The organism is Brevundimonas sp., from assembly GCF_003248455.1.
Classification (GTDB): domain Bacteria; phylum Pseudomonadota; class Alphaproteobacteria; order Caulobacterales; family Caulobacteraceae; genus Brevundimonas.
Window position 1 is genome coordinate 11,744 of record NZ_QFNM01000027.1, and the last position, 19,972, is coordinate 31,715.

The following is a 19,972-nucleotide window of genomic DNA, read 5'->3' on the forward strand; positions in this document are numbered from 1 at the left end:
AACGGTTCGATCATACGCTCAAATCCTGACGCACCCTTACCGGCGCGCCCTCATCGACGCGCCCGGGACTGGAAGACGAACCCGATGATCTTGGCGGCGGCGTCGAAATGTTCGCGCGGAATGACCTCGTCCACCTCGACCGTGGCGTAGAGGGCGCGAGCCAGGGGCACGTTCTCGACGATGGGCACGCCGTGCTCGGTCGCGACCTCGCGGATGCGCAGGGCCAGGGCGTCGACGCCCTTGGCCACGCAGATCGGCGCGCCGTCGCCCTGATCGGGTTCGTAGCGCAGGGCGACCGAATAGTGGGTGGGGTTGGTGACGATGACGGTGGCCTTGGGCACATTGGCCATCATCCGCTGGCGACTGCGCTGCATGCGGATCTGCTTCAGCTTGGCCTTGACGTGGGGATCGCCCTCGGACTGTTTGAAGTCTTCCTTCAGCTCTTCCTTGGTCATCCGCATCCGCTTGGCGAAGCGCATCTTCTGCCAGAGGAAGTCCGCGCCGGCCGTGGCGCCCAACAGGATGATGGCGGCCACGAACAGCGAGATGGCCATGTCGCGCGCCAGCGGCAGTATGGCCAGGGGACTGACCGCGACCAGGTTCTCGAATTCTCGCGCATGGGGCTTCAACACCATCCAGCAGACCACGCAGACGGCCGCCAGCTTCAGCAGCGTCTTGACGAACTGGGCCAGGCCGTCGGGACCGAAGATGCGTTTGAACCCCTGCAACGGGCTGACCGAAGACCATTTGGGCTTCAGCTTCTCGGCGGTGAAGATCAGGCCCGACTGCGCCAGATTGCCGCCGGCCCCGCCGATAATGGTGGCCAGCATGACCGCGCCCAGGAACGGCGCCGCCGCCCAAACCGCGCGCACCATGATCTGATTGCCCGCGCCCGAGTTCAGCGTGCCCAGCATCTGATGCGGGGCGGCGATGAAGGGCAGCATCTGTTCGGCGATGGAGGAGGCGAACCAGCCCCCGGTCGTCAAGATCACCGCCGCCGCCCCGGCCAGGGACAGGACCTGGGCGATGTCGGGCGACTTGGCGACGTCGCCCTTCTTTCGGGCGTCCTCAAGCTTTCGCGGGGTCGCCTCTTCGGTTTTCGATTCGGGATCGGCGCCTTCAGCCACCGGGGCCTCCGAACACGAAATACTCCGCCAGACGACGGTAGCGGTCGATGAAGACCGTGCCCAGCGCACCCAGGCTGAGCGCGAAGATCGACAGGCCCAGGATCACGCTGAGCGGGGCGGCGGCGAAATAGACCTGAAAGGCCGGCATGACCCGCGCCACCAGGCCCGAGGCGAGGTTGAAGACCAGGGCGAACACCAGGACCGGCGCCGCCAGCTGAACCCCCAGCATGAAACTGTCGCCCAGGGTGCGGACCGCCATCTGGGTGAAGTCCGCCATCATCAGCGGCCTGGCCGGGGCGATCAGCTGATAGGAGCCCACCATGCCGGCGATGAACAGGTGATGGGTGTCGGTGGCGAACAGCAGCGTCACCCCCAGCAGGGTCAGGAAGGCGGCGATCGTCGTGCCCGGCTGGGCCTGCATCGGATTGGCGGTCTGGGCGAAGCTGAGCGTGGTCTGCAGCGAGACGATCTCGCCCGCCGTCGACAAGGCGGTCATGAACATCCGCAGCAACAGGCCGATCATCAGCCCGACGACCACCTCGCGGATGATCCACCCGACCATCAGGCCCAGGCTGTCGGGCAGGCCCGGCAGGGCGCCGCGCACCACCGGCCATAGCGCCAGGCTGACGACCAGGGCCAGCGACAGCCGTACGCGCGGCGGCACATAGGCCTCGCCGAAGCCGGGGATCAGCATCAGGATCGCCGCGATCCGGGCGAAGATCAGCCCCCCGGCCCAGACCTGATCGGCGGTGGCGTAAGCCTCCACCTACATTCCCGCGATGCGGGCCGCGATCTGACGCATGAAGCCGCCCAGCAAGGCCCCCATCAGCGGCAGGAACAGGATCAGGCTGACGAAAATGGCGATGATCTTGGGCGCATAGATCAGGGTCTGTTCCTGAATCTGCGTCAGGGCCTGGAACAGGCCGATCACCACGCCGACCACCAGCCCGACCAGCAGGACCGGCAGGCACAGCTGGATCGTCAGCCAGATGGCGTCGCGCCCGACGTCCAGAACTTCCGCGCCGTTCATCGGCCTGTGCTCCAACAGATACTGGGCAGAAAATGCCGGGAGGATGGTTAACGGGCCGCTAACATCCTCTTCGGCGACGGGGGCCTCCCCTTCGCGCATCCGCCCCGCTATGTAGGCCGCCATGACAGACGCCCGCTCCTCCAAGATCACCCAGGCCGAAGCCGAGGCCGCCGTTCGCACCCTGATCGAATGGGCCGGCGACGATCCCGACCGGGAGGGGCTGCTGGAGACGCCCGCCCGCGTGGCCCGGAGCTACCGCGAGCTGTTCCAAGGCTATGAGGTCGATCCCCTGTCCTATCTCGAGAAGACCTTCGAGGAGACGGGCGGTTACGACCAGCTGGTGGTGCTGAAGGACATCCGTTTCGTCAGCTTCTGCGAACATCATATGCTGCCCGTGGTGGGCAAGGCGCACGTCGCCTATCTGCCGACCGACCGGGTCGTGGGCATCTCCAAGCTGGCGCGTGTGGTGCGCGGCTTCGCGCGGCGTCTTCAGATCCAGGAGAAGATGACCTCCGAGATCGCCGAAGCCATCCAGACCGTCCTGCGCCCCCACGGCGTCGGCGTGGTCATCGAGGCCGAGCACAGCTGCATGACCCTGCGCGGGGTCAATGCGCCGGGCGCCAGCCTGTCGACCAGCCACCTGATCGGCGTGGTGCGCGACGACCCCCGGACCCGAGAGGAATTCCTGCGCCTCGTTCGCAGCTAAGTCGCTCGAACGCCGCCCTCTTGGCCCGGCTTTTGCGGCCGAGCGGCGAGGAGGAGGCGTTTGCGATGCCCTGGTCCCTGTTTTCGACCCGCAATGAGACAGTTCGGATCGCGCGCGGCGGCTGGCTGGACGCGCTGCGGTTCATCGTCGCCTTCCTGATCATCCTGCACCATTTCCAGGCGGCCGGCCCTGCGCCCCTGGCGCATCTGGTCAATCCGATCTTCGAGCGCGGCGGCTTCCTGCTGACCAACTTCTTCCTGATCGACAGCGGCTATGTGCTGATGCGCGTCTATGGCGCGGCTGTGGACAAGGGGCGGATGCCGCCGGGCGACTTCTTCCTGAAGCGATTCCTGCGCGTGGTCCCCGCCCACCTGATCATGGGTCTGTCGCTGGTCGGGCTGGTGCTGCTGGCGACCGCCGCCGGCGCGCCGCCGCGCAATCCCGAATGGTTCGCCTGGGACCAACTGCCCGCGCAACTGCTGTTGCTGCAGTCCTATGGCGTGCACGGCGGCCTGGGCTGGAACGCCCCGACCTGGTCGATCTCGGCCCTGATCGGCTGCTATCTGGCCTTTCCCTGGATCATTCGCGGCCTGATGCGGCTGGGGCCATGGTCGGCCCTGGCCGTCGGCGTCGGCGTCTATCTGATCGCCAACCAGCTGTGCTGGTCGTTCCTGGGCTATCCCGTCTATCAAATGCCGATGCGCTACGGCATCATCCGCGCCCTGCCGCTGTTCTTCCTGGGAATGTGCCTGGCCTGGTTCGCGCAGAAGGTCTGGATCGCGCCGCGGCTGGCGGGCTGGGCGGGCGTGCTGGCCGCTGTCGGCTTCTTCGCGCTCGAGCTTCACGACAAGCACGCCCTGATCGCCCTTGCCCTGATCTCCGTCATCATCCTGGCGGCCGGCGCCGCGCCGGTGAAGAAGCCTTCAAAGCTGGTGGAGACGGCCGCCATGGCGTCCTTCTCCATGTTCATCACCAACGAGGTGGTCCGCATCGCCTGGTTCGGCGTCGTCAACGCGCTTGCAGCCAAGTTCGCCCTGCCCGTCGGCGCGCAATGGGGGTTGTGGGTCCTGGGCGTCCTGGCGGCGGTCGCCTTCGCTTTCGCCTTCCATTTCGCCGTCGACAATCCGATCCAGACCCGCATCCGCGCCTGGCTGAAGCGACGCAGCGCGCGTCGTGGCCAGCCGCAGCCCCAACTGGGGCCGGTCGTCTCCATCGACGGCTGATCGTTTTCGCCTGGCCGCGTCGCCTTGGGCGACCATCGATCCTCGACCAAAGTCGCTCTCTCCAGCCGCCGCCCTCTCGGTCAATGTCGGGGTCCACACATCCCGAAGGATGTGCAGAACGGCCGATAACGGCGACTTGGGAGGAAATGGATCATGGCAACCGACGCTTCAATTGCGTCCGGGGACGGGGAGCGCAAGGTCGATCGCAGCGATCGGCTGGTCATCCTCGCCTCTTCGGTCGGCACCGTCATCGAGTGGTACGACTTCTATCTTTACGGCTCGCTGGCGGCCATCATCACCGTCCAGTTCTTCTCGGGCGTCAACGAGACGACCGGCTATATCTTCGCCTTGATGGCGTTCGCCGCCGGGTTCGCGGTCCGGCCCTTCGGCGCCGTGGTCTTCGGGCGGCTGGGCGACCTGTGGGGACGCAAGAACACCTTCCTGGTGACGATGCTCCTGATGGGGCTGTCGACCTTCGTGGTCGGTCTTCTGCCGCCCTATGCGGTCATCGGCATCGCGGCGCCGATCATCCTGGTTCTGATGCGCCTGATCCAGGGCCTGGCCCTGGGCGGCGAATACGGCGGCGCCGCCACCTATGTCGCCGAGCATGCGCCGCGGAAGAAGCGCGGCTATTACACCTCCTTCATCCAGATCACCGCGACCGCCGGCCTGGTGCTGAGCCTGCTGGTGATCCTCAGCGTCCGCTACACCGTGGGCGAGGAAGCCTTCGCCGCCTGGGGCTGGCGCATTCCGTTCCTGGTTTCGATCCTGCTGCTGGGCGTATCCCTGTGGATCCGCCTGAAGCTGGCCGAAAGCCCGTCGTTCAAGCGGATGAAGGCCGAGGGCAAGGGCTCCAAGACCCCGCTGAAGGACAGCTTCGGCAAATGGCCGAACCTGAAGCTGGTGCTGATCGCCCTGCTGGGGCTGACCGCAGGCCAGGCCGTCATCTGGTACACCGGCCAGTTCTACGCCCTGTTCTTCCTGGAGCGGGTCATGAAGGTCGACGCCACCCTGGTCTATGTCCTGCTGACCATCGCGCTTCTGGCCGCCTCGCCCTTCTTCATCTTCTGGGGCTGGCTGTCCGACAAGGTGGGGCGCAAGCCGATCATCCTGGCCGGCTGCCTGATCGCGGCCCTGACCTATTTCCCGCTGTTCAACGCCCTGACCCAGGCCGCCAACCCGCGCCTGGCCGCCGCCGCCGCCTCCGCGCCGGTCGTGGTCTACGCCGATCCGGCCGACTGCAATCTGCAGTTCGACCCCGTGGGCAAGACGGTGTTCAACCACTCCTGCGACGTCGCCAAATCCTACCTGGCCAAGGCGGGCGTGACCTACACCAACCAGGCGGCGCCCGCCGGGACGGTGGCCCAGGTCCGCATCGGCGATCAGGTCGTCATCCCCAGCTTCCGAGGCGACGCCATGGCCCCGGCCGACTTCGCCGCACAGAAGAAGACCTGGGACGCCGGCCTGGGCGAGGCCCTGACCGCGGCCGGCTATCCGGCCAAGGCCGACAGCGCCCTGGTCAACAAGCCGATGGTGGTGCTGATCCTGTTCATCCTCGGCTTCTATGTGACCATGGTCTACGGACCGATCGCGGCGGCCCTGGTCGAGATGTTCCCGACCAACATCCGCTACACCTCCATGTCCCTGCCTTATCACATCGGCAACGGCTGGTTCGGCGGCTTCCTGCCGACCACCGCCTTCGCCATCGTGGCGGCGACGGGCAATATCTACTCCGGCCTCTGGTACCCGATCGTGGTGGCCCTGGGGACGGTCGTCCTGGGCTTCCTGCTGGTCAAGGAAGGCAAGGACGTCGATCTGAACGCCTGATCCTGCTTTCAGGCGCAACGGTGAGGCGGGCCGTCGCGAGACGGCCCGCCTTTCGCTTGTGAAAACCCCGACGCCGGTTCAGATGCCTGTCATGTTCAGCCTGACGATCCTCGGCCTGGTCGCCGCCTATATGGCGGTGCTGTTCGCCGTCGCCTGGCATCAGGAACGACCGGCGGCCAGGGCGCGCGGCAAGGGGCTGGGCTCGTCGATCTACGCGCTGTCGCTGGCCATCTATTGCACCTCCTGGACCTATTACGGGGCGGTGGGCACGGCCGCGCGCGACGGGTGGGAGTATCTGCCCATCTATATCGGGCCGATCATCGGCCTGACCCTGCTGTTTCCGCTGTGGCGGCGCATCGCGGCGGCGGCCCGGCGCGAGAACGTCGGCTCCATGGCCGATTTCGTCGCCTCCCGCTACGGCAAGAGCCAGACCCTGGGCGCGGCCGTCACCGTCGTCGCCATCCTGGGCTCGCTGCCCTATATCGCCTTGCAGCTGAAATCCCTGTCGATGGCGGGCGAGCTGCTGACGGCGGGCACGCCGGTCGCGGGGTCGGAACGGCTGACGGTGCTGGTCCTGGCCGGGGTCCTGGCCTTCTTCGCCATCCTGTTCGGCGCGCGCCGGCCCGATCTGACCGAGCATAATCGCGGCCTGATCCAGGCCATCGGCCTGGAATCGATGGTCAAGCTGGGCGCACTTCTGTTCGTCGCCGTCTTCGCCCTGGCGCTGCTGGTGAACCAGGGATCGCCGCCGCGCGTCGTCGAGGGGCTGGGGGCGCTGGGCGCCTTGCCGGACGTCACCCCGCGCTTCACCGCCATCACTGTCTTGTCGACGCTGGCCATCTTCTGCCTGCCGCGCCAATTCCATGTCGCCTTCGTGGAGGGCGCCCAGCCGTCGGACGTGAGGCGCGCCCGCTGGATATTTCCCCTCTATCTGCTGCTGACCAGTCTGGCGGTCCTGCCGCTGGTGGCGGCGGGCGCCCTGTTCGCGCCGACCGTGAACCCCGACCTGCTGGTGCTGGCCCTGCCGTTCCAGCGCGGCGAGCCGCTGCTGACCGCCATCGTCTTCGTTGGCGGCTTCTCGGCCGCGACGGCCATGGTGATCGTGGAGGCGGTGGCCCTGTCGGCCATGGTGTCCAACAGCCTGATCCTGCCGTTTCTGGCGCGCGACCGCTGGCGGGTGCGCGGCGACGCCTCGGACATGGCGGGCGTCATCCTGCAGGTGCGGCGCGGGGCCATCGTGGCCGTCCTGCTGCTGGCCTGGCTGTATTATCAGGCGACGGACCAGTCACGCGGTCTGGCGGCCATGGGGCTGGTGTCCTTCGCCGCCATGTCCCAACTGGCGCCCGCCCTGTTCGGCGCCGTCCTGTGGAGGGGCGGGCACGCCCAGGGCGCCCTGGCGGGCATGGCGGTGGGCGTCCTGGTGTGGATCGTCATGCTGGCCCTGCCGCAACTGGCCCCCGGCGCGGCGTGGCACATCCACGTCATGCTGGGGATCAAGGATCCGCTGGCCCTTGGGGTCTTCGTCAGCCTGGGGCTGAACCTGGCGGCCTATGTCGGGGTGTCGCGGTTCGCGCGGCCCCGGCTGATCGACCGGGTCCAGGCGCGCGCCTTCGTGGATCGGCTGGGGCCGGACTGGATGGAGGCCCGGCCCGCGCCGTCTGGAGCCTCGGTCGGCGACCTGCGAGCCCTGGTCGCCCGCTTCATCGGCGACGAGCGGGCCGAGCGAGCCTTTTCCGCCTGGGGGCGCGAGACGGCCGTCCGGCTGCGCGACGCCGATCCGGCCGATGCGGCCCTGGCGCGGGCGGCGGAGCGGATGCTGGCGGGGGCCATCGGCGCGGCCTCGGCGCGGCGGGTCATCGCCGCCGCCCTGGCCGGGGTCGGCCGCGCGCCCGAGGACGTGGTGCGGATGCTGGACGAGGCGTCCCAGGCGGTCCAGTTCAACCGCGACCTGTTGCAGACCACGCTGGACAACATCGACCAGGGCGTGATCGTGGTGGACGAAGACCTGCGCGTCACCGCCTGGAACCGGCGCTATGTCGCCATGTTCGACCTGCCGGTCGGCTTCGTCCACGTCGGCCTGCCCATCGCCACCATCTATCGGCTGAACGCCGAGCGCGGCGAGAGCCCCGACGACATCGAAGCCTGGGTCGAGCGACGGCTGGAGGCTCTGAGCCGGCGCATCCCCCACGACCATGAACGCGAGCAGCCCGACGGTCGGGTGCTGCGCTCGTCCGGCGCGCCCATCCCCGGCGGCGGCTACGCCACCAGCTATACCGACATCACCGCCCTGCGCCGCGCCGCGCGCCAGCTGGAAGAGGCCAACGAGCGGCTGGAGGCCCGCGTCGCCGACCGCACCGCGCGGTTGGACGAGGCCCGGCGGCTGGCCGAGGACGCCACGGCGTCCAAGACCCGCTTTCTGGCCGCCGCCAGCCACGATCTGTTGCAGCCCCTGCACGCCGCGCGCCTGTTCATCGCGGCGCTGAAGGAGGAGCCGGCGCTGTCCGAGCCGACGAGCCGCACCCTGGCCGTCAATGCCGACCGCGCCATCGACAGCGCCCACCGCCTGCTGACCGCCCTGCTGAACCTGTCGAAGCTGGAGGCCGGCGGGGTGCGGACGAATGTGGCGCGGCTGTCGCTGGGAGCCCTGTTCGACGATCTGCGGCGCGAGTTCGCCCCCGTGGCCGAGGCCAAGGGCCTGCGCCTGAGCGTCCTGCCGACCCGGCTATGGGTGATGTCGGACCGCGACCTGCTGCGCTCCATGCTGCAGAATCTGGTGGGCAACGCCATCCGCTACACCGACCGGGGCCGGGTCCTGGTAGGCGTGCTCAGGCAAGGCGAGACGGCGCGTGTGTTCGTCTGCGACACAGGGCGCGGCATTCCCAGGGCCCAGCAGAAGACCGTCTTCGACGAGTTCGTGCGCCTGCCTGGCGCGGCGGTGGACGAACCCGGCGCGGGGCTGGGCCTGGCCATCGTCAAACGCCTTTCCAGCCTGCTGGACCATCCATTGTCGCTGGAGTCGGAAGTCGGACACGGCACCACCTTCCGCATCGTCCTGCCCCGCTGCGCCCCGGACGTGACGACCGAAGCCGCGCCGTTGCGCGACGTGCGTTTGCCGCTGGCGGGTCTTCGGGTGTTGTGCGTGGACAATGAGCCGGTGATCCTGGATGCGTTGAACGCGCTTCTGACACGCTGGGGCGCGCGTCCTACCCTGACGTCCAGCGTCGAAGCGGCCAGGGCGGCCAAGGGGCCGTTCGACGCCGCCGTAGTCGATCTTCACCTGGGCGACGGGCCGGAGGGCTTCGCCGTGATCGACTGGCTGCGGCCGCTGGGGGTTCGCCGCATCGCCCTGGTCACGGCCGACACCCGCGACGGCCTGAACGAACAGGCCGCGGCGGTCGGCGCAGTCCTGTTGCCAAAGCCGATCCGGCCGGCGGCCCTGAAAGCGTTTCTGTCCAGTTAGGTTGGATCTGCGTTCATCGCCCTCCGTGTAGCGTCACCCTTCGGACGCCCTGGTATGACGACAAGGACTGGGTCTATCCCGCCGGGTCTATCTGCTTGGCCAGGATCACCGCCTGGGTCCGGTTGTGGACGCCCAGCTTGCGGAAGACGCTGGTCAGGTGCGCCTTGATGGTGGCCTCGGACACCCCCAGGTCGAAGGCGATCTGCTTGTTCAGCCGCCCGGCTTTCAGCCCCTCCAGGATGCGCAGCTGCGAAGGGGTCAGGCTGGCCACGCGTTCGGCCAGGTCGTCGTCCTCGGCCTCGGGCACGTCCGGCGCCCAGGTATCGCCGGCCAGGATGGCGGCGATGGCCTCAACCATCTGCGGCAGGGCGGTGGACTTGGGGATGAAGCCGGCCGCGCCCAGACCCAGGGCGTTTCGCACCACCGGCGCATCCTCGCTGGCCGACACGACCGCCACCGGGGCCGCCGGATGCTCGGCCCGCACCGTGGCAAGGCCCGCCATCCCCTCGCTGTCCGACAGCTTGAGGTCCAGCAGCAGCAGGTCCGTCGGCCCCGCCTGCAAGGCGGCCCGCGCCTCGCCCAGGCTGGCGCATTCGATCACCTCGGCCCCCGGCGCGGCCTTGTCGACCGCCGAACGCAGGGCGGCGCGGAACAGCGGATGGTCGTCGGCGACGACGATGCGATCCATAGGCGTCCTTCCCTTGGGATTTCCCGCGCGGCGTCTAGGCGGCCACATCAGCCCTATCATGCCGCGGTTCGACTTTGGTCGAAATTAGACGAATGGCCAATGGTCAGCCGGACCCCCAGGCGGAAAGGTTTTCATAGGGACGCACGCGATAAGACGGGCGCGGGAGGATTTTCATCATGATCAAGTCACGTCTATCGGCGGTCCTTTCGGCCGGCGCCGCCTCGGCCGCCCTGCTGTGCGCGCCCGACATCGCCTCCGCCCAGTCCAGCCAGGCGGCGCTGGAGGCTCGGATCGCTCAGCTGGAGGCCGAGCTGAACGCCCTGAAGGGCGAGGTCGTCGCCGCCCGCACCCAGCAGGCCGCCCAGGCCCAGGACATCATTCGCCTGGAGACCCGCCCGGCGAACCCGGCCCCCGCCCCGGTGCAGCAGACCGCCGCCCCCGCCTCGCTGAGCGAAGGCTTCCGCATCGGCGATCACACGGTCAAGTTCGGCGGTTTCGTCAAGGTCGACGCCTACGCCACCCGCTATTCCGGCGGGGATCCGGCCAATGGCGACTCGCTTCGTGAATTCCACATCCCCGGCTCGATCCCGATCGGCGGCGCCGACGAGGATACGGCGACCGACTTCAACGCCCGCCAGACCCGGTTCTGGCTGACCACCGACGGCATAGTCGGGGGCCACAAGATCGGCACCCGGATGGAGATGGACTTCCAGACCCTGCCCGGCGCCGGCGACCAGCGCACCACCAGCCCGGCCAATCCGGCTCTGCGCCGCGCCTTCATCACCATCGACAACTGGCTGATCGGTCAGGAGTGGACCAACTTCCAGAACACCGCCGTCCTGCCGGAATCGGCCGACTTCATCGGCGCGGCCGAAGGCACTGTGTTCGCCCGTCAGGTTCAGGTCCGCTATACGCGCGGTCCCTTCTCGGTCTCGGTCGAGAATCCCGAGACAACCGTGACCCCGTTCGGCGGCGGAACGCGCGTGGTCGCCGACGACAACAGCCTGCCGGACTTCACCGCCCGCTACGCCGTGTCCAGGCCATGGGGCGATGTCCAGTTCGCCGGCCTGCTGCGCCAGCTGAAATATCAGAATCCGGCGAGCAATATCGATTCCACCGCGACCGGCTGGGGCCTGTCGGCTTCGACCAAGATCAAGGTCGGGTCCAAGGACGACCTGCGCCTGATGGTGACGGGGGGCGAGGGGATCGGCCGCTATGTCGGTCTGAATTTCTCCAACGACGCCGTGCTGGACGCCTCGGGCGAACTGGACGCCATCGGCGTGGTCGCCGGCTTCGCCGCCTATCGCCACGTCTGGGCGCCCGGCTGGCGCTCCAGCCTGATCTGGTCGGGCCAGAACGTGGACAACGACACCCGCTTCACAGGCCTGAGCGCGAACCGTTCGGCGCAAAGCATCCACGCCAATCTGATCTGGTCGCCCGTCACGGCGTTCGACGTGGGCGCCGAACTGATGTTTGCGGACCGCGAGATCGAGACCGGCGCCAGCGGCGACCTGACCCGCCTGATCCTGTTCGCCAAATACGGATTCTGATTTCCGCCGGAGACGCCTTTCGTGCCTGATCTCGACCTCTATCCCGTCCCCGCCGACTGGGCCGCCAAGGCCCATATGAACCGGGAGGCCTATGGGGCCGCGCGGATCGCCGCACGCGAGACCCCGGACGCCTTCTGGGCCGAACAGGCCAGGCGTCTGGACTGGATCACGCCCCCGACCAGGATCAAGGACGTCTCCTTCAAGAAGGAGGATTTCCGCATCCGCTGGTTCGAGGACGGCGTCCTGAACGTCTCGGCCAACTGCATCGACCGTCACCTGCCCCACAGGAAGGACGAGACGGCGATCATCTGGGAAGGCGACGACCCGGGCGACAGCCGCCGCATCACCTATGGCGAGCTGCATGCCGAAGTCTGCCGCATGGCCAATGTGCTGAAGGCGCACGGGGCCAAGAAGGGCGACCGGATCACCCTGTATCTGCCCATGATCCCCGAGGCCGCCTACGCCATGCTGGCCTGCGCGCGCATCGGGGCGGTGCATTCGGTGGTGTTCGGCGGCTTTTCGCCCGACAGCTTGTGCGGCCGGATCGAGGACTGCGGCTCCAACCTGATCATCACCGCCGACGAGGGCCTGCGCGGCGGCAAGCATGTGCCGCTGAAGGCCAATGTCGACGAGGCGCTGAAGAAGGTGAAGGTGGATGCCGTCCTGGTCGTACGCCGCACCGGCCGCGACGTGCCGATGACCGAGGGCCGCGACTTCGACTATGGTCTGGAGGCGGCCAAGGTCAGCGCGGACTGTCCGCCCGAGCCGATGAACGCCGAGGACCCGCTGTTCATCCTCTACACCTCCGGTTCGACCGGAAAGCCCAAGGGCGTGCTGCACACCACGGGCGGCTATCTGTTCTGGGCCGCCTGGACCCACGAGATCGTCTTCGACTATCGACCCGGCGAGGTGTTCTGGTGCACCGCCGACGTCGGCTGGGTCACGGGCCATTCCTATATGGTCTATGGGCCGCTGGCGAACGCGGCGACCAGCCTGATGTTCGAGGGCGTGCCCAACTATCCCGACGCCGGCCGGTTCTGGCAGGTGGTGGACAAGCACAAGGTGGAAATCTTCTACACCGCGCCGACGGCGCTGCGCGCCCTGATGCGCGAGGGGGACGGCCCCGTGAAGGCGGCCTCGCGCGCCTCGCTGCGCCTGCTGGGCACGGTGGGCGAGCCGATCAACCCCGAAGCCTGGCGCTGGTATCACGAGGTGGTCGGCGACGGCCGCTGCCCCATCGTGGATACTTGGTGGCAGACCGAGACGGGCGGCCATCTGATCACGCCGCTGCCTGGCGCCACCGACCTGAAGCCCGGATCCGCGACCCTGCCCCTGCCGGGCGTCGAGCTTCAGATCGTGGACGCCGAGGGCCAGCCTCTGGAGGGCGCCGTGTCGGGCAATCTGTGCATCACCGACAGCTGGCCGGGCCAGATGCGGACCGTCTATGGCGACGACCAGCGGTTTTTCGACACCTATTTCTCGACCTATCCGGGCCGCTACTTCACCGGCGACGGCTGCCGTCGGGACGAGGACGGCTATTACTGGATCACCGGGAGGGTGGACGACGTCATCAACGTCTCGGGCCACCGCATGGGCACCGCCGAGATCGAAAGCGCCCTGGTGCTGCACGACATCGTCTCCGAAGCGGCGGTCGTCGGCTATCCCCACGACATCAAGGGCCAGGGCATCTACGCCTATGTCACCCTCAGGAAGGGCGTTGAGATCACCGAGGACCTGCGGCGCGAACTGATCGCCCATGTGCGCCAGGAAATCGGCCCCATCGCCGCGCCCGACGTGATCCAGTGGGCGCCGGGCCTGCCCAAGACCCGCTCGGGCAAGATCATGCGCCGCATCCTGCGCAAGATCGCCGAAAACGAAATCGGCTCGCTGGGCGACACCTCGACCCTGGCCGATCCGTCGGTGGTGGACGATCTGGTCAGGAACCGGGCCGGAGCCTGATCCCGAGCCGGGTTCCCAAGCGGCGGCGGCGCGCCCTATCGTGGGGTTCGCCGCCGCAGTCTTGAGTCCTCCATGCTTCGTTTTTTGAGCCGCCTGCCGATCGACCGCTATCTTCTGGCCCTGGTCGGCATGGTGGCGCTGGCGGCGATCCTGCCGGCGCGCGGACAGGCGGCCGAAGTGATGGAGGGGGTGGTCACGGCGGCCATCGCCCTGCTGTTCTTCCTGTATGGCGCGCGGATGTCGCCGGCGGCCGTCGGTGCGGGCCTGATGCACTGGCGACTCCAGGGCGCGGTCCTGCTCAGCACTTTCGTCCTGTTTCCGCTATTGGGGCTGGGCCTGGTCTTCCTGATGCGCGGATCGCTGCAGCCGGACCTGCTGACCGGAATGCTGTATCTATGCCTGCTGCCGTCCACGGTGCAGTCGTCCATCGCCTTCACCTCCATCGCCGGCGGCAATGTGGCGGGCGCCCTGACCAGCGCCAGCCTGTCGAACCTTTTGGGCGTGATCGTCACGCCGCTTTTGGTCGGCCTGATGATCGGGGGCGCAGGGGGCGGGATTCATCTGCAATCCATCCTGGACATCGGCCTGCAGATCCTGGCGCCCTTCGCCGTGGGACAGATGTGCCGTCCGCTGCTCAAGGATTGGCTGGGCCGCCGCGCCAGGCTGACCGGCCTGGTGGATCGCGGCTCGATCCTGCTGATCGTCTATGCGGCCTTCAGCGAGGGCGTGGTCGCCGGCGTCTGGTCCCAAGTCGCGCCGGCCGACCTGGGCAAGGTGATCGGGCTGAACATCGCCCTTCTGGCCGTGGTGCTGAGCCTGACGCTGGCGGCCGGGCGGCTGTTGCGATTCGAAAAACCGGACCGGATCGTCGTCCTGTTCTGCGGTTCCAAGAAAAGCATGGCGACCGGCATACCGATGGCCGGCATCCTGTTCGCCGGTCACGCCGTGCCGCTGATCGTCCTGCCGATCATGCTGTTCCACCAGATTCAGCTGTTCGCCTGCACTCTGATCGCCCAGCGCTATGCGCGCGAGAACGCTGCGGCGGCCACGCCGGCCTTGAGCCCGGATCGGCCATGAGCTAGACCCCGTCCAGGCCATCGCGGGCATGATGTAGTGGTAGCCTGAAAGCTTCCCAAGCTTTTCGTGCGGGTTCGATTCCCGCTGCCCGCTCCAGGTCCGGTGAGGCGGGGCGATCCGGCGGACAGGCCCCGTTGGATCGGAAGGGACATCGGTCCGAAGCCCGCCGCAAACAGCCAAGGTTCCCGCGCGAAGACTGCGACGGCCTGCGTCAGATGCTGAAGTCCTCGTTCCAGAAACGGCCGTTCAGCCAGGCGACGATCCGCTCGGCCGCCTGTTCCGCCGACATGGTGGTGGTGTCGACCACGATCTCGGGGCTTTCCGGCGGCTCGTAGGGGCTGTCGACGCCGGTGAAATTCTTCAGTTCGCCGGCGCGGGCCTTCCTATACAGCCCCTTGACGTCGCGGGCCTCGGCGACCGCCAGAGGGGTGTCGACGTGGACCTCGACGAACTCGCCCTCGTCCAACAGGTCGCGGGCCATCCGGCGTTCGGCGCGGAAGGGCGAGATGAAGCTGACCAGGACGATCAGGCCGGCGTCGACCATCAGTTTCGACACCTCGGCCACGCGGCGGATGTTCTCGACCCGGTCCTCTTCCGTAAAGCCCAGGTCGCGGTTCAGGCCGTGGCGGACATTGTCGCCGTCCAGCAGATAGGTGTGGCGGCCGTCGGCGTGCAGGCGCTTCTCGACCAGGTCGGCGATGGTCGACTTGCCGGCGCCGGACAGGCCCGTCAGCCAGACGACCCGCCCGCGCTGGTTCTTGATCGCGGCGCGCGCGGCCTTGTCCACCGACAGGGCCTGCCAGTGGATGTTGTGGGCGCGGCGCAGGGCGAAGTTCAGCAGGCCCGCGCCCACCGTCCGGTTCGAGATCCGGTCGATCAGGATGAAGCCGCCCAGATCCTTGTTCTGACTGTATGGGGCGAAGGCGACGGGGACGTCCAGCGACAGGTTGCAGACCCCGATCTCGTTCAGCTCCAATCGCTTGGCCGGCTGCTGTTCCAGGGTGTTGACGTTCACCTTGTGCTTGGGCTCGGTGATGGTCGCCCCGACCAGCTTCGCCCCCAGTTTCAGCAGATAGGGCCGGCCGGGCAGCAGGGGCTCGTCGTCCATCCAGACCATCGTCGCCTCGAACTGGTCGGCCGCTTCGGGCGGGGCGTCGGCCGAGGCCAGGACATCGCCGCGCGAGACGTCGATCTCGTCGGCCAGGGTCAGGGTGATCGACTGGCCGGCGACGGCCTGGGCCAGGTCGCCGTCGGCGGTGACGATGCGGGCCACCGTCGAGGTCTTTCCGGACGGCAGGACGCGCACCGGATCGCCCGGCCGCACGGTTCCGGCGGAGATCTGGCCGGCAAAGCCGCGGAAGTCGAGATCGGGCCGGTTGACCCATTGCACCGGCAGGCGGAACGGGTCGGCCTGGAGATCGTCGCCGACCTCCAGCGTTTCCAGCAGGCCCATCAGCGACGGGCCGGCGTACCAGGGCGAGCGGGGGCTGGCCTCGGTGATGTTGTCGCCGCGCAGGGCCGACAGGGGGATGGCGTCGAACCGCGCCAGGCCGATCTGGCCGGCGAAGGCGCGAAAATCGGCGACGATGACGTCGAACGCCGCCTGCGACCAGCCCATCAGGTCCATCTTGTTGACCGCCAGGATCACGTGGCGGATGCCCAGCAGGCTGACCAGATAGGCGTGCCGCCGCGTCTGGGGCAGCACGCCGCGCCGGGCGTCGATCAGGATGACGGCGGCGTCGGCGGTCGAGGCGCCCGTCACCATGTTGCGGGTGTACTGCTCGTGCCCCGGCGTGTCGGCGACGATGAATTTGCGCCGGTCGGTCGAGAAGAAGCGATAGGCCACGTCGATGGTGATGCCCTGTTCCCGCTCGGCGGCCAGGCCGTCGACCAGCAGGGCGAAGTCGATGTCGCCGCCCTGGGTGCCGACGCGGCGGCTGTCCGCCTCCAGCGCCGCCATCTGATCCTCGAAGATCATCTTGGAATCGTAGAGCAGCCGGCCGATCAGGGTCGACTTGCCGTCGTCCACGCTGCCGCAGGTGATGAAGCGCAGCAGGCTCTTGCGCCGGTGAGCGTCCAGATAGGCGTCGATGTCGCGGGCGATCAGGTCGGAAGCTTCGTAGGTCGGGGCAGACATTAGAAATAACCGTCCTGCTTCTTCCTCTCCATCGAGGCGGACTGGTCGTGGTCGATCACCCGGCCCTGGCGCTCGGAGGTGGTGGTCAACAGCATTTCCTGGATCACTTCGGGCAGGGTCGAAGCCGTGCTCTCGACCGCCCCGGTCAGGGGGTAGCAGCCCAGGGTGCGGAAGCGGACGGACTTCATCTGGGGCGTCTCGCCGGGACGCAGCCGGAACCGCTCGTCGTCCACCATGATCAGGGCGCCGTCGCGTTCGACCACGGGGCGCTTGGCGGCCAGATAGAGCGGCACGATGGGGATGTTCTCCAAATGGATGTATTGCCAGACGTCCAACTCGGTCCAGTTGGAGATGGGGAAGACGCGGATGCTCTCGTCCGGTCGCTTGCGGGTGTTGTAGAGCCGCCAGAGCTCGGGGCGCTGGTTCTTCGGGTCCCAGCGATGCTGGGCGGTGCGGAAGGAGAATATCCGCTCCTTCGCCCGCGACTTCTCCTCGTCGCGCCGGGCGCCGCCGAAGGCCGCGTCGAAGCCGTGCAGGGACAGGGCCTGTTTCAGCCCCTCGGTCTTCCACAGGTCGGTATGCAGGGCCGAGCCGTGGTCGAACGGGTTGATCCCACGCGCCACGGCCTCGGGGTTCCGATGCACCAGAAGTTCGACGCCCAGATCGGCCGCCGCCCGTTCGCGCATCGCGTACATGGCGCGGAACTTCCACGTCGTATCGACGTGCAGCAGCGGGAAGGGCGGCCGGGACGGATAGAAGGCCTTCCTGGCCAGATGCACCATCACGGCCGAATCCTTGCCGACCGAATACAGCATGACCGGGCGCTCGGCCTCGGCCGCCACCTCGCGCAGGATGTGGATGCTTTCGGCCTCCAGCCGCTGAAGATGCGTCAGGCGCGTGGGGGCGGGCAGGGCGATGCGGTTTCTGGTCAGGGTGGCGGTCGTCACCGGGCGTCTCCGTCGAACGCCATCTGACAACGCCAAGGCGCCGCACGGGACAAGCGATGGATACTGTCGCCGGCTGTGAGAATTTCAGCCGTCGCGCCCGAACCGCTAGCGGAACATCCGCGCATTTTCGCTGGGCGGAGACAGGGGGAGCGCGCCTCGCCGCATCGGGCATCGACCAATTGCGGCGATAAAAAGCACGGCGCGCCTCTGGATTTCCCCGGCGTCAACCGCACAAATGGATCACGGCTGGCGGCAATCGGCTGGGTTCGCAGCGCCCTTGCGGACCGGGCTGTTGACCGCACGCCCCGCCATCGTCCATCACCGGATAGGGCGGATAACGAATAATGGGAGTTGCGGCGCGTATGGGGTTTGTAGCGAATATCCGTCGGGATGTCCGGTTCGCGCGCGGCCTGTTCCGCCTGCTCAAGCGCATCAAGCCGATCCAGCTGGATAGCGATGTCCTGGTTTGCGACGACTTCGAGGAGGCGGTCGACAAATTCCCCGACAACATCGCCATCGACGACGGTCAGCGCACCCTGACCTATCGCGACCTGGACGCCATGGCCAACCGCTTCGGCCACTGGGCCAAGAACCGGGGCCTGCGCCGCAGCGACACCATCGCCCTGATGATGACGAACCGGATCGAATATCTGGCGGCCTGGATCGGCTTTTCCAAGGTCGGCATCGCCACGGCCCTGATCAACACCAATCTGAACGGCCAGGGCCTGGCGCACTGTCTGGCCATCTCCAACGCCTTCAACGTCGTCGCCGACGAGGATTGCTGGCGCCAGATCGAGGAGGCGCGGCCTATGGTCGACCACAACCTGGCCCTCTGGGTGCTGGGATTGCCGGACGATCTGGAGACCAGCGACCGGCGCGGTTTGGACAAGCCGGTGCGTGGCGGCTCCTCGGTGCGCCCGTCCAAGACGGCGCGCGAGGGCATGACCAACCGGGATACGGCGCTCTATATCTACACCTCCGGCACGACGGGCCTGCCCAAGGCCGCGCGCATCCCCCATTCGCGCGCCCGCACCTATATGCGCGCCTTCGCCGGGGCCACGCGCTCGACGCCCGAGGATCGGATCTTCAACGTCCTGCCGCTCTACCACTCGACCGGCGGCCTGGTCGGCGTGGGGGCGGCCCTGCTGAACGGGGCGCGGCTGGTCATCCGCAAGAAATTCTCGGCCACCAGCTTCTGGCCCGACGTGCGGTCGTCGGGGGCCACCATGTTCGTCTATATCGGCGAACTTTGCCGGTATCTGGTGAACAGCCCCTCGGTCGAGGACGAGACCAAGCACAAGCTGCGGCTGGCCTTCGGCAACGGCCTGCGCGCCGACGTCTGGCCCGATTTCCAGTCTCGATTCCGTATCCCCGAAATTCTGGAATTCTACGGCTCGACCGAAGGCAACGTCTCCCTGTTCAACTTCGACGGCAAGCAGGGCGCCATCGGCCGGGTGCCCAGCTATCTGAAGAAGCAGATCAACATTCGCCTGGTTCAGTTCGACCTCGAGACCGAACAGCCCATTCGCGGCCCTGACGGCCTCTGCCGTCTGGCGCGCATCGGCGAGGTGGGCGAGGCCATCGGCGAGATCGGCAACGACATCCGCCACGACTTCTCGGGCTATGCCGACAAGGCCGCGTCCCAGAAGAAAATCCTGACCGACGTCTTCAAGAAGGGCGACCGCTGGTTCCGCACCGGCGACCTGATGAAACAGGACGCCGAGGGCTATTTCTACTTCGTGGACCGGATGGGCGACACCTTCCGCTGGAAGGGCGAGAACGTCTCGACCTCCGAGGTGGAACAGGTGCTGATGGATGCGCCGGGCGTGACCGAGGCCATCGTCTATGGCGTGCCGGTTCCGGCCCAGGACGGCAAGGCGGGGATGGCCGCCCTGGTGGTCGAGGGCAAGTTCGACGCCCAGGCCTTCTCCGACCATGTCGAGGCCAAGCTGCCCGCCTACGCCCAGCCCGTCTTCCTGCGGTTGATCAAGGCGGCGGAAACGACCGGCACCTTCAAATACCGAAAGGCCGATCTGGTCGCCGACGGCTTCGATCCCGAAAAGACCGGAGCGGCGCTTTATGTGCGTGGCGGCAAGTCCGGCTATCAGAAGCTGACGGCGGCGGCGCGCACGGCGATCCTGAAGGGCGAGGGGCGTCTCTGATCACTGGTTTTCGGTCGCCCGAAGCTGTTCGCGAAACGCGGTCTTAATGATTAATGGGGATGATCCCGACCTCTCGCGT

14 protein-coding genes and 1 tRNA gene are annotated in these 19,972 nt (G+C 67.6%); 9 read left to right on the top strand and 6 right to left on the bottom strand.

Going from position 1 to position 19,972, the window contains the following annotated elements; translation table 11 throughout:
- Window positions 1–50: 50 nt before the first annotated feature.
- From flhB to fliQ, 3 genes are read right to left on the bottom strand one after another with little or no spacing between them, the layout of a single operon-like run.
- Window positions 51–1,127 (bottom strand): flagellar biosynthesis protein FlhB, encoded by a 1,077-nt coding sequence (gene flhB, locus DI624_RS11335; RefSeq protein WP_291538501.1) that lies wholly within the window; start codon window positions 1,125–1,127, stop codon window positions 51–53.
- Window positions 1,120–1,893 (bottom strand): flagellar biosynthetic protein FliR, encoded by a 774-nt coding sequence (fliR, locus tag DI624_RS11340; protein ID WP_291538503.1) that lies wholly within the window; start codon window positions 1,891–1,893, stop codon window positions 1,120–1,122. The genes flhB and fliR overlap by 8 nt, the downstream gene beginning before the upstream one ends.
- A complete protein-coding gene (gene fliQ, locus DI624_RS11345; RefSeq protein ID WP_017505641.1) occupies window positions 1,894–2,157 on the bottom strand; it encodes a flagellar biosynthesis protein FliQ in 264 nt (87 codons plus the stop codon).
- Window positions 2,158–2,278: 121 nt separating this feature from the next.
- Here fliQ and folE point away from each other — a divergent pair, with 121 nt between their 5' ends.
- The 4 genes from folE (at window position 2,279) to DI624_RS11365 (ending at window position 9,373) form a co-directional block, all read left to right on the top strand.
- Complete coding sequence (gene folE, locus DI624_RS11350) at window positions 2,279–2,863, top strand: GTP cyclohydrolase I FolE (RefSeq protein WP_291538506.1); 585 nt, start codon at window positions 2,279–2,281, stop codon at window positions 2,861–2,863.
- A gap of 65 nt (window positions 2,864–2,928) precedes the next feature.
- Window positions 2,929–4,086, top strand: a complete 1,158-nt coding sequence (locus tag DI624_RS11355) for an acyltransferase (RefSeq protein WP_291538508.1) — start codon at window positions 2,929–2,931, stop codon at window positions 4,084–4,086.
- Between the two features lie 153 nt (window positions 4,087–4,239).
- The gene (locus tag DI624_RS11360; protein ID WP_291538512.1) at window positions 4,240–5,913 is read left to right on the top strand and encodes an MFS transporter; all 1,674 of its coding nucleotides are present in this window, start codon (window positions 4,240–4,242) and stop codon (window positions 5,911–5,913) included.
- Between the two features lie 91 nt (window positions 5,914–6,004).
- A complete protein-coding gene (locus tag DI624_RS11365) occupies window positions 6,005–9,373 on the top strand; it encodes a PAS-domain containing protein (protein ID WP_291538515.1) in 3,369 nt (1,122 codons plus the stop codon).
- 73 nt (window positions 9,374–9,446) lie between these two features.
- On the opposite strand, the gene DI624_RS11370 is transcribed toward DI624_RS11365, so the two are convergent.
- Complete coding sequence (locus DI624_RS11370) at window positions 9,447–10,061, bottom strand: response regulator (RefSeq protein ID WP_291538518.1); 615 nt, start codon at window positions 10,059–10,061, stop codon at window positions 9,447–9,449.
- 176 nt (window positions 10,062–10,237) lie between these two features.
- Between DI624_RS11370 and DI624_RS11375 the strand changes: the two genes are divergently transcribed.
- From DI624_RS11375 to DI624_RS11390, 4 genes are all read left to right on the top strand, one after another.
- Window positions 10,238–11,611, top strand: a complete 1,374-nt coding sequence (locus DI624_RS11375; RefSeq protein ID WP_291538520.1) for a DcaP family trimeric outer membrane transporter — start codon at window positions 10,238–10,240, stop codon at window positions 11,609–11,611.
- A gap of 21 nt (window positions 11,612–11,632) precedes the next feature.
- Complete coding sequence (acs, locus tag DI624_RS11380; RefSeq protein ID WP_291538522.1) at window positions 11,633–13,570, top strand: acetate--CoA ligase; 1,938 nt, start codon at window positions 11,633–11,635, stop codon at window positions 13,568–13,570.
- A gap of 72 nt (window positions 13,571–13,642) precedes the next feature.
- Complete coding sequence (locus DI624_RS11385; protein ID WP_291538525.1) at window positions 13,643–14,647, top strand: bile acid:sodium symporter family protein; 1,005 nt, start codon at window positions 13,643–13,645, stop codon at window positions 14,645–14,647.
- 22 nt (window positions 14,648–14,669) lie between these two features.
- Window positions 14,670–14,743 (top strand) — tRNA-Gly (locus DI624_RS11390).
- Between the two features lie 115 nt (window positions 14,744–14,858).
- Here DI624_RS11390 and cysN read toward each other — a convergent pair.
- Together cysN and cysD are read right to left on the bottom strand one after the other, a co-directional pair.
- Window positions 14,859–16,784: a sulfate adenylyltransferase subunit CysN gene (cysN, locus tag DI624_RS11395; RefSeq protein WP_291538527.1), complete on the bottom strand. Its 1,926-nt coding sequence runs from the start codon at window positions 16,782–16,784 to the stop codon at window positions 14,859–14,861.
- A complete protein-coding gene (gene cysD, locus DI624_RS11400; RefSeq protein WP_291538529.1) occupies window positions 16,784–17,731 on the bottom strand; it encodes a sulfate adenylyltransferase subunit CysD in 948 nt (315 codons plus the stop codon). Before cysD ends, cysN begins: the two co-directional genes overlap by 1 nt.
- Window positions 17,732–18,093: 362 nt before the next feature.
- On the opposite strand from cysD, the gene DI624_RS11405 reads away from it, so the two are divergent.
- The gene (locus DI624_RS11405; protein ID WP_291538530.1) at window positions 18,094–19,893 is read left to right on the top strand and encodes a long-chain-acyl-CoA synthetase; all 1,800 of its coding nucleotides are present in this window, start codon (window positions 18,094–18,096) and stop codon (window positions 19,891–19,893) included.
- Window positions 19,894–19,972: the final 79 nt, after the last annotated feature.

Excerpts from the sequence above, each read along its gene's own strand:
- cysN (WP_291538527.1), bottom strand. The coding sequence starts at position 16,784 with ATGTCTGCCCCGACCTACGAAGCTTCCGACCTGATCGCCCGCGACATC.
- DI624_RS11355 (WP_291538508.1), top strand. The coding sequence starts at position 2,929 with ATGCCCTGGTCCCTGTTTTCGACCCGCAATGAGACAGTTCGGATCGCG.
- folE (WP_291538506.1), top strand. The coding sequence starts at position 2,279 with ATGACAGACGCCCGCTCCTCCAAGATCACCCAGGCCGAAGCCGAGGCC.
- fliQ (WP_017505641.1), bottom strand. The coding sequence starts at position 2,157 with ATGAACGGCGCGGAAGTTCTGGACGTCGGGCGCGACGCCATCTGGCTG.
- DI624_RS11360 (WP_291538512.1), top strand. The coding sequence starts at position 4,240 with ATGGCAACCGACGCTTCAATTGCGTCCGGGGACGGGGAGCGCAAGGTC.
- DI624_RS11375 (WP_291538520.1), top strand. The coding sequence starts at position 10,238 with ATGATCAAGTCACGTCTATCGGCGGTCCTTTCGGCCGGCGCCGCCTCG.
- DI624_RS11365 (WP_291538515.1), top strand. The coding sequence starts at position 6,005 with ATGTTCAGCCTGACGATCCTCGGCCTGGTCGCCGCCTATATGGCGGTG.
- DI624_RS11385 (WP_291538525.1), top strand. The coding sequence starts at position 13,643 with ATGCTTCGTTTTTTGAGCCGCCTGCCGATCGACCGCTATCTTCTGGCC.
- DI624_RS11370 (WP_291538518.1), bottom strand. The coding sequence starts at position 10,061 with ATGGATCGCATCGTCGTCGCCGACGACCATCCGCTGTTCCGCGCCGCC.
- DI624_RS11405 (WP_291538530.1), top strand. The coding sequence starts at position 18,094 with ATGGGGTTTGTAGCGAATATCCGTCGGGATGTCCGGTTCGCGCGCGGC.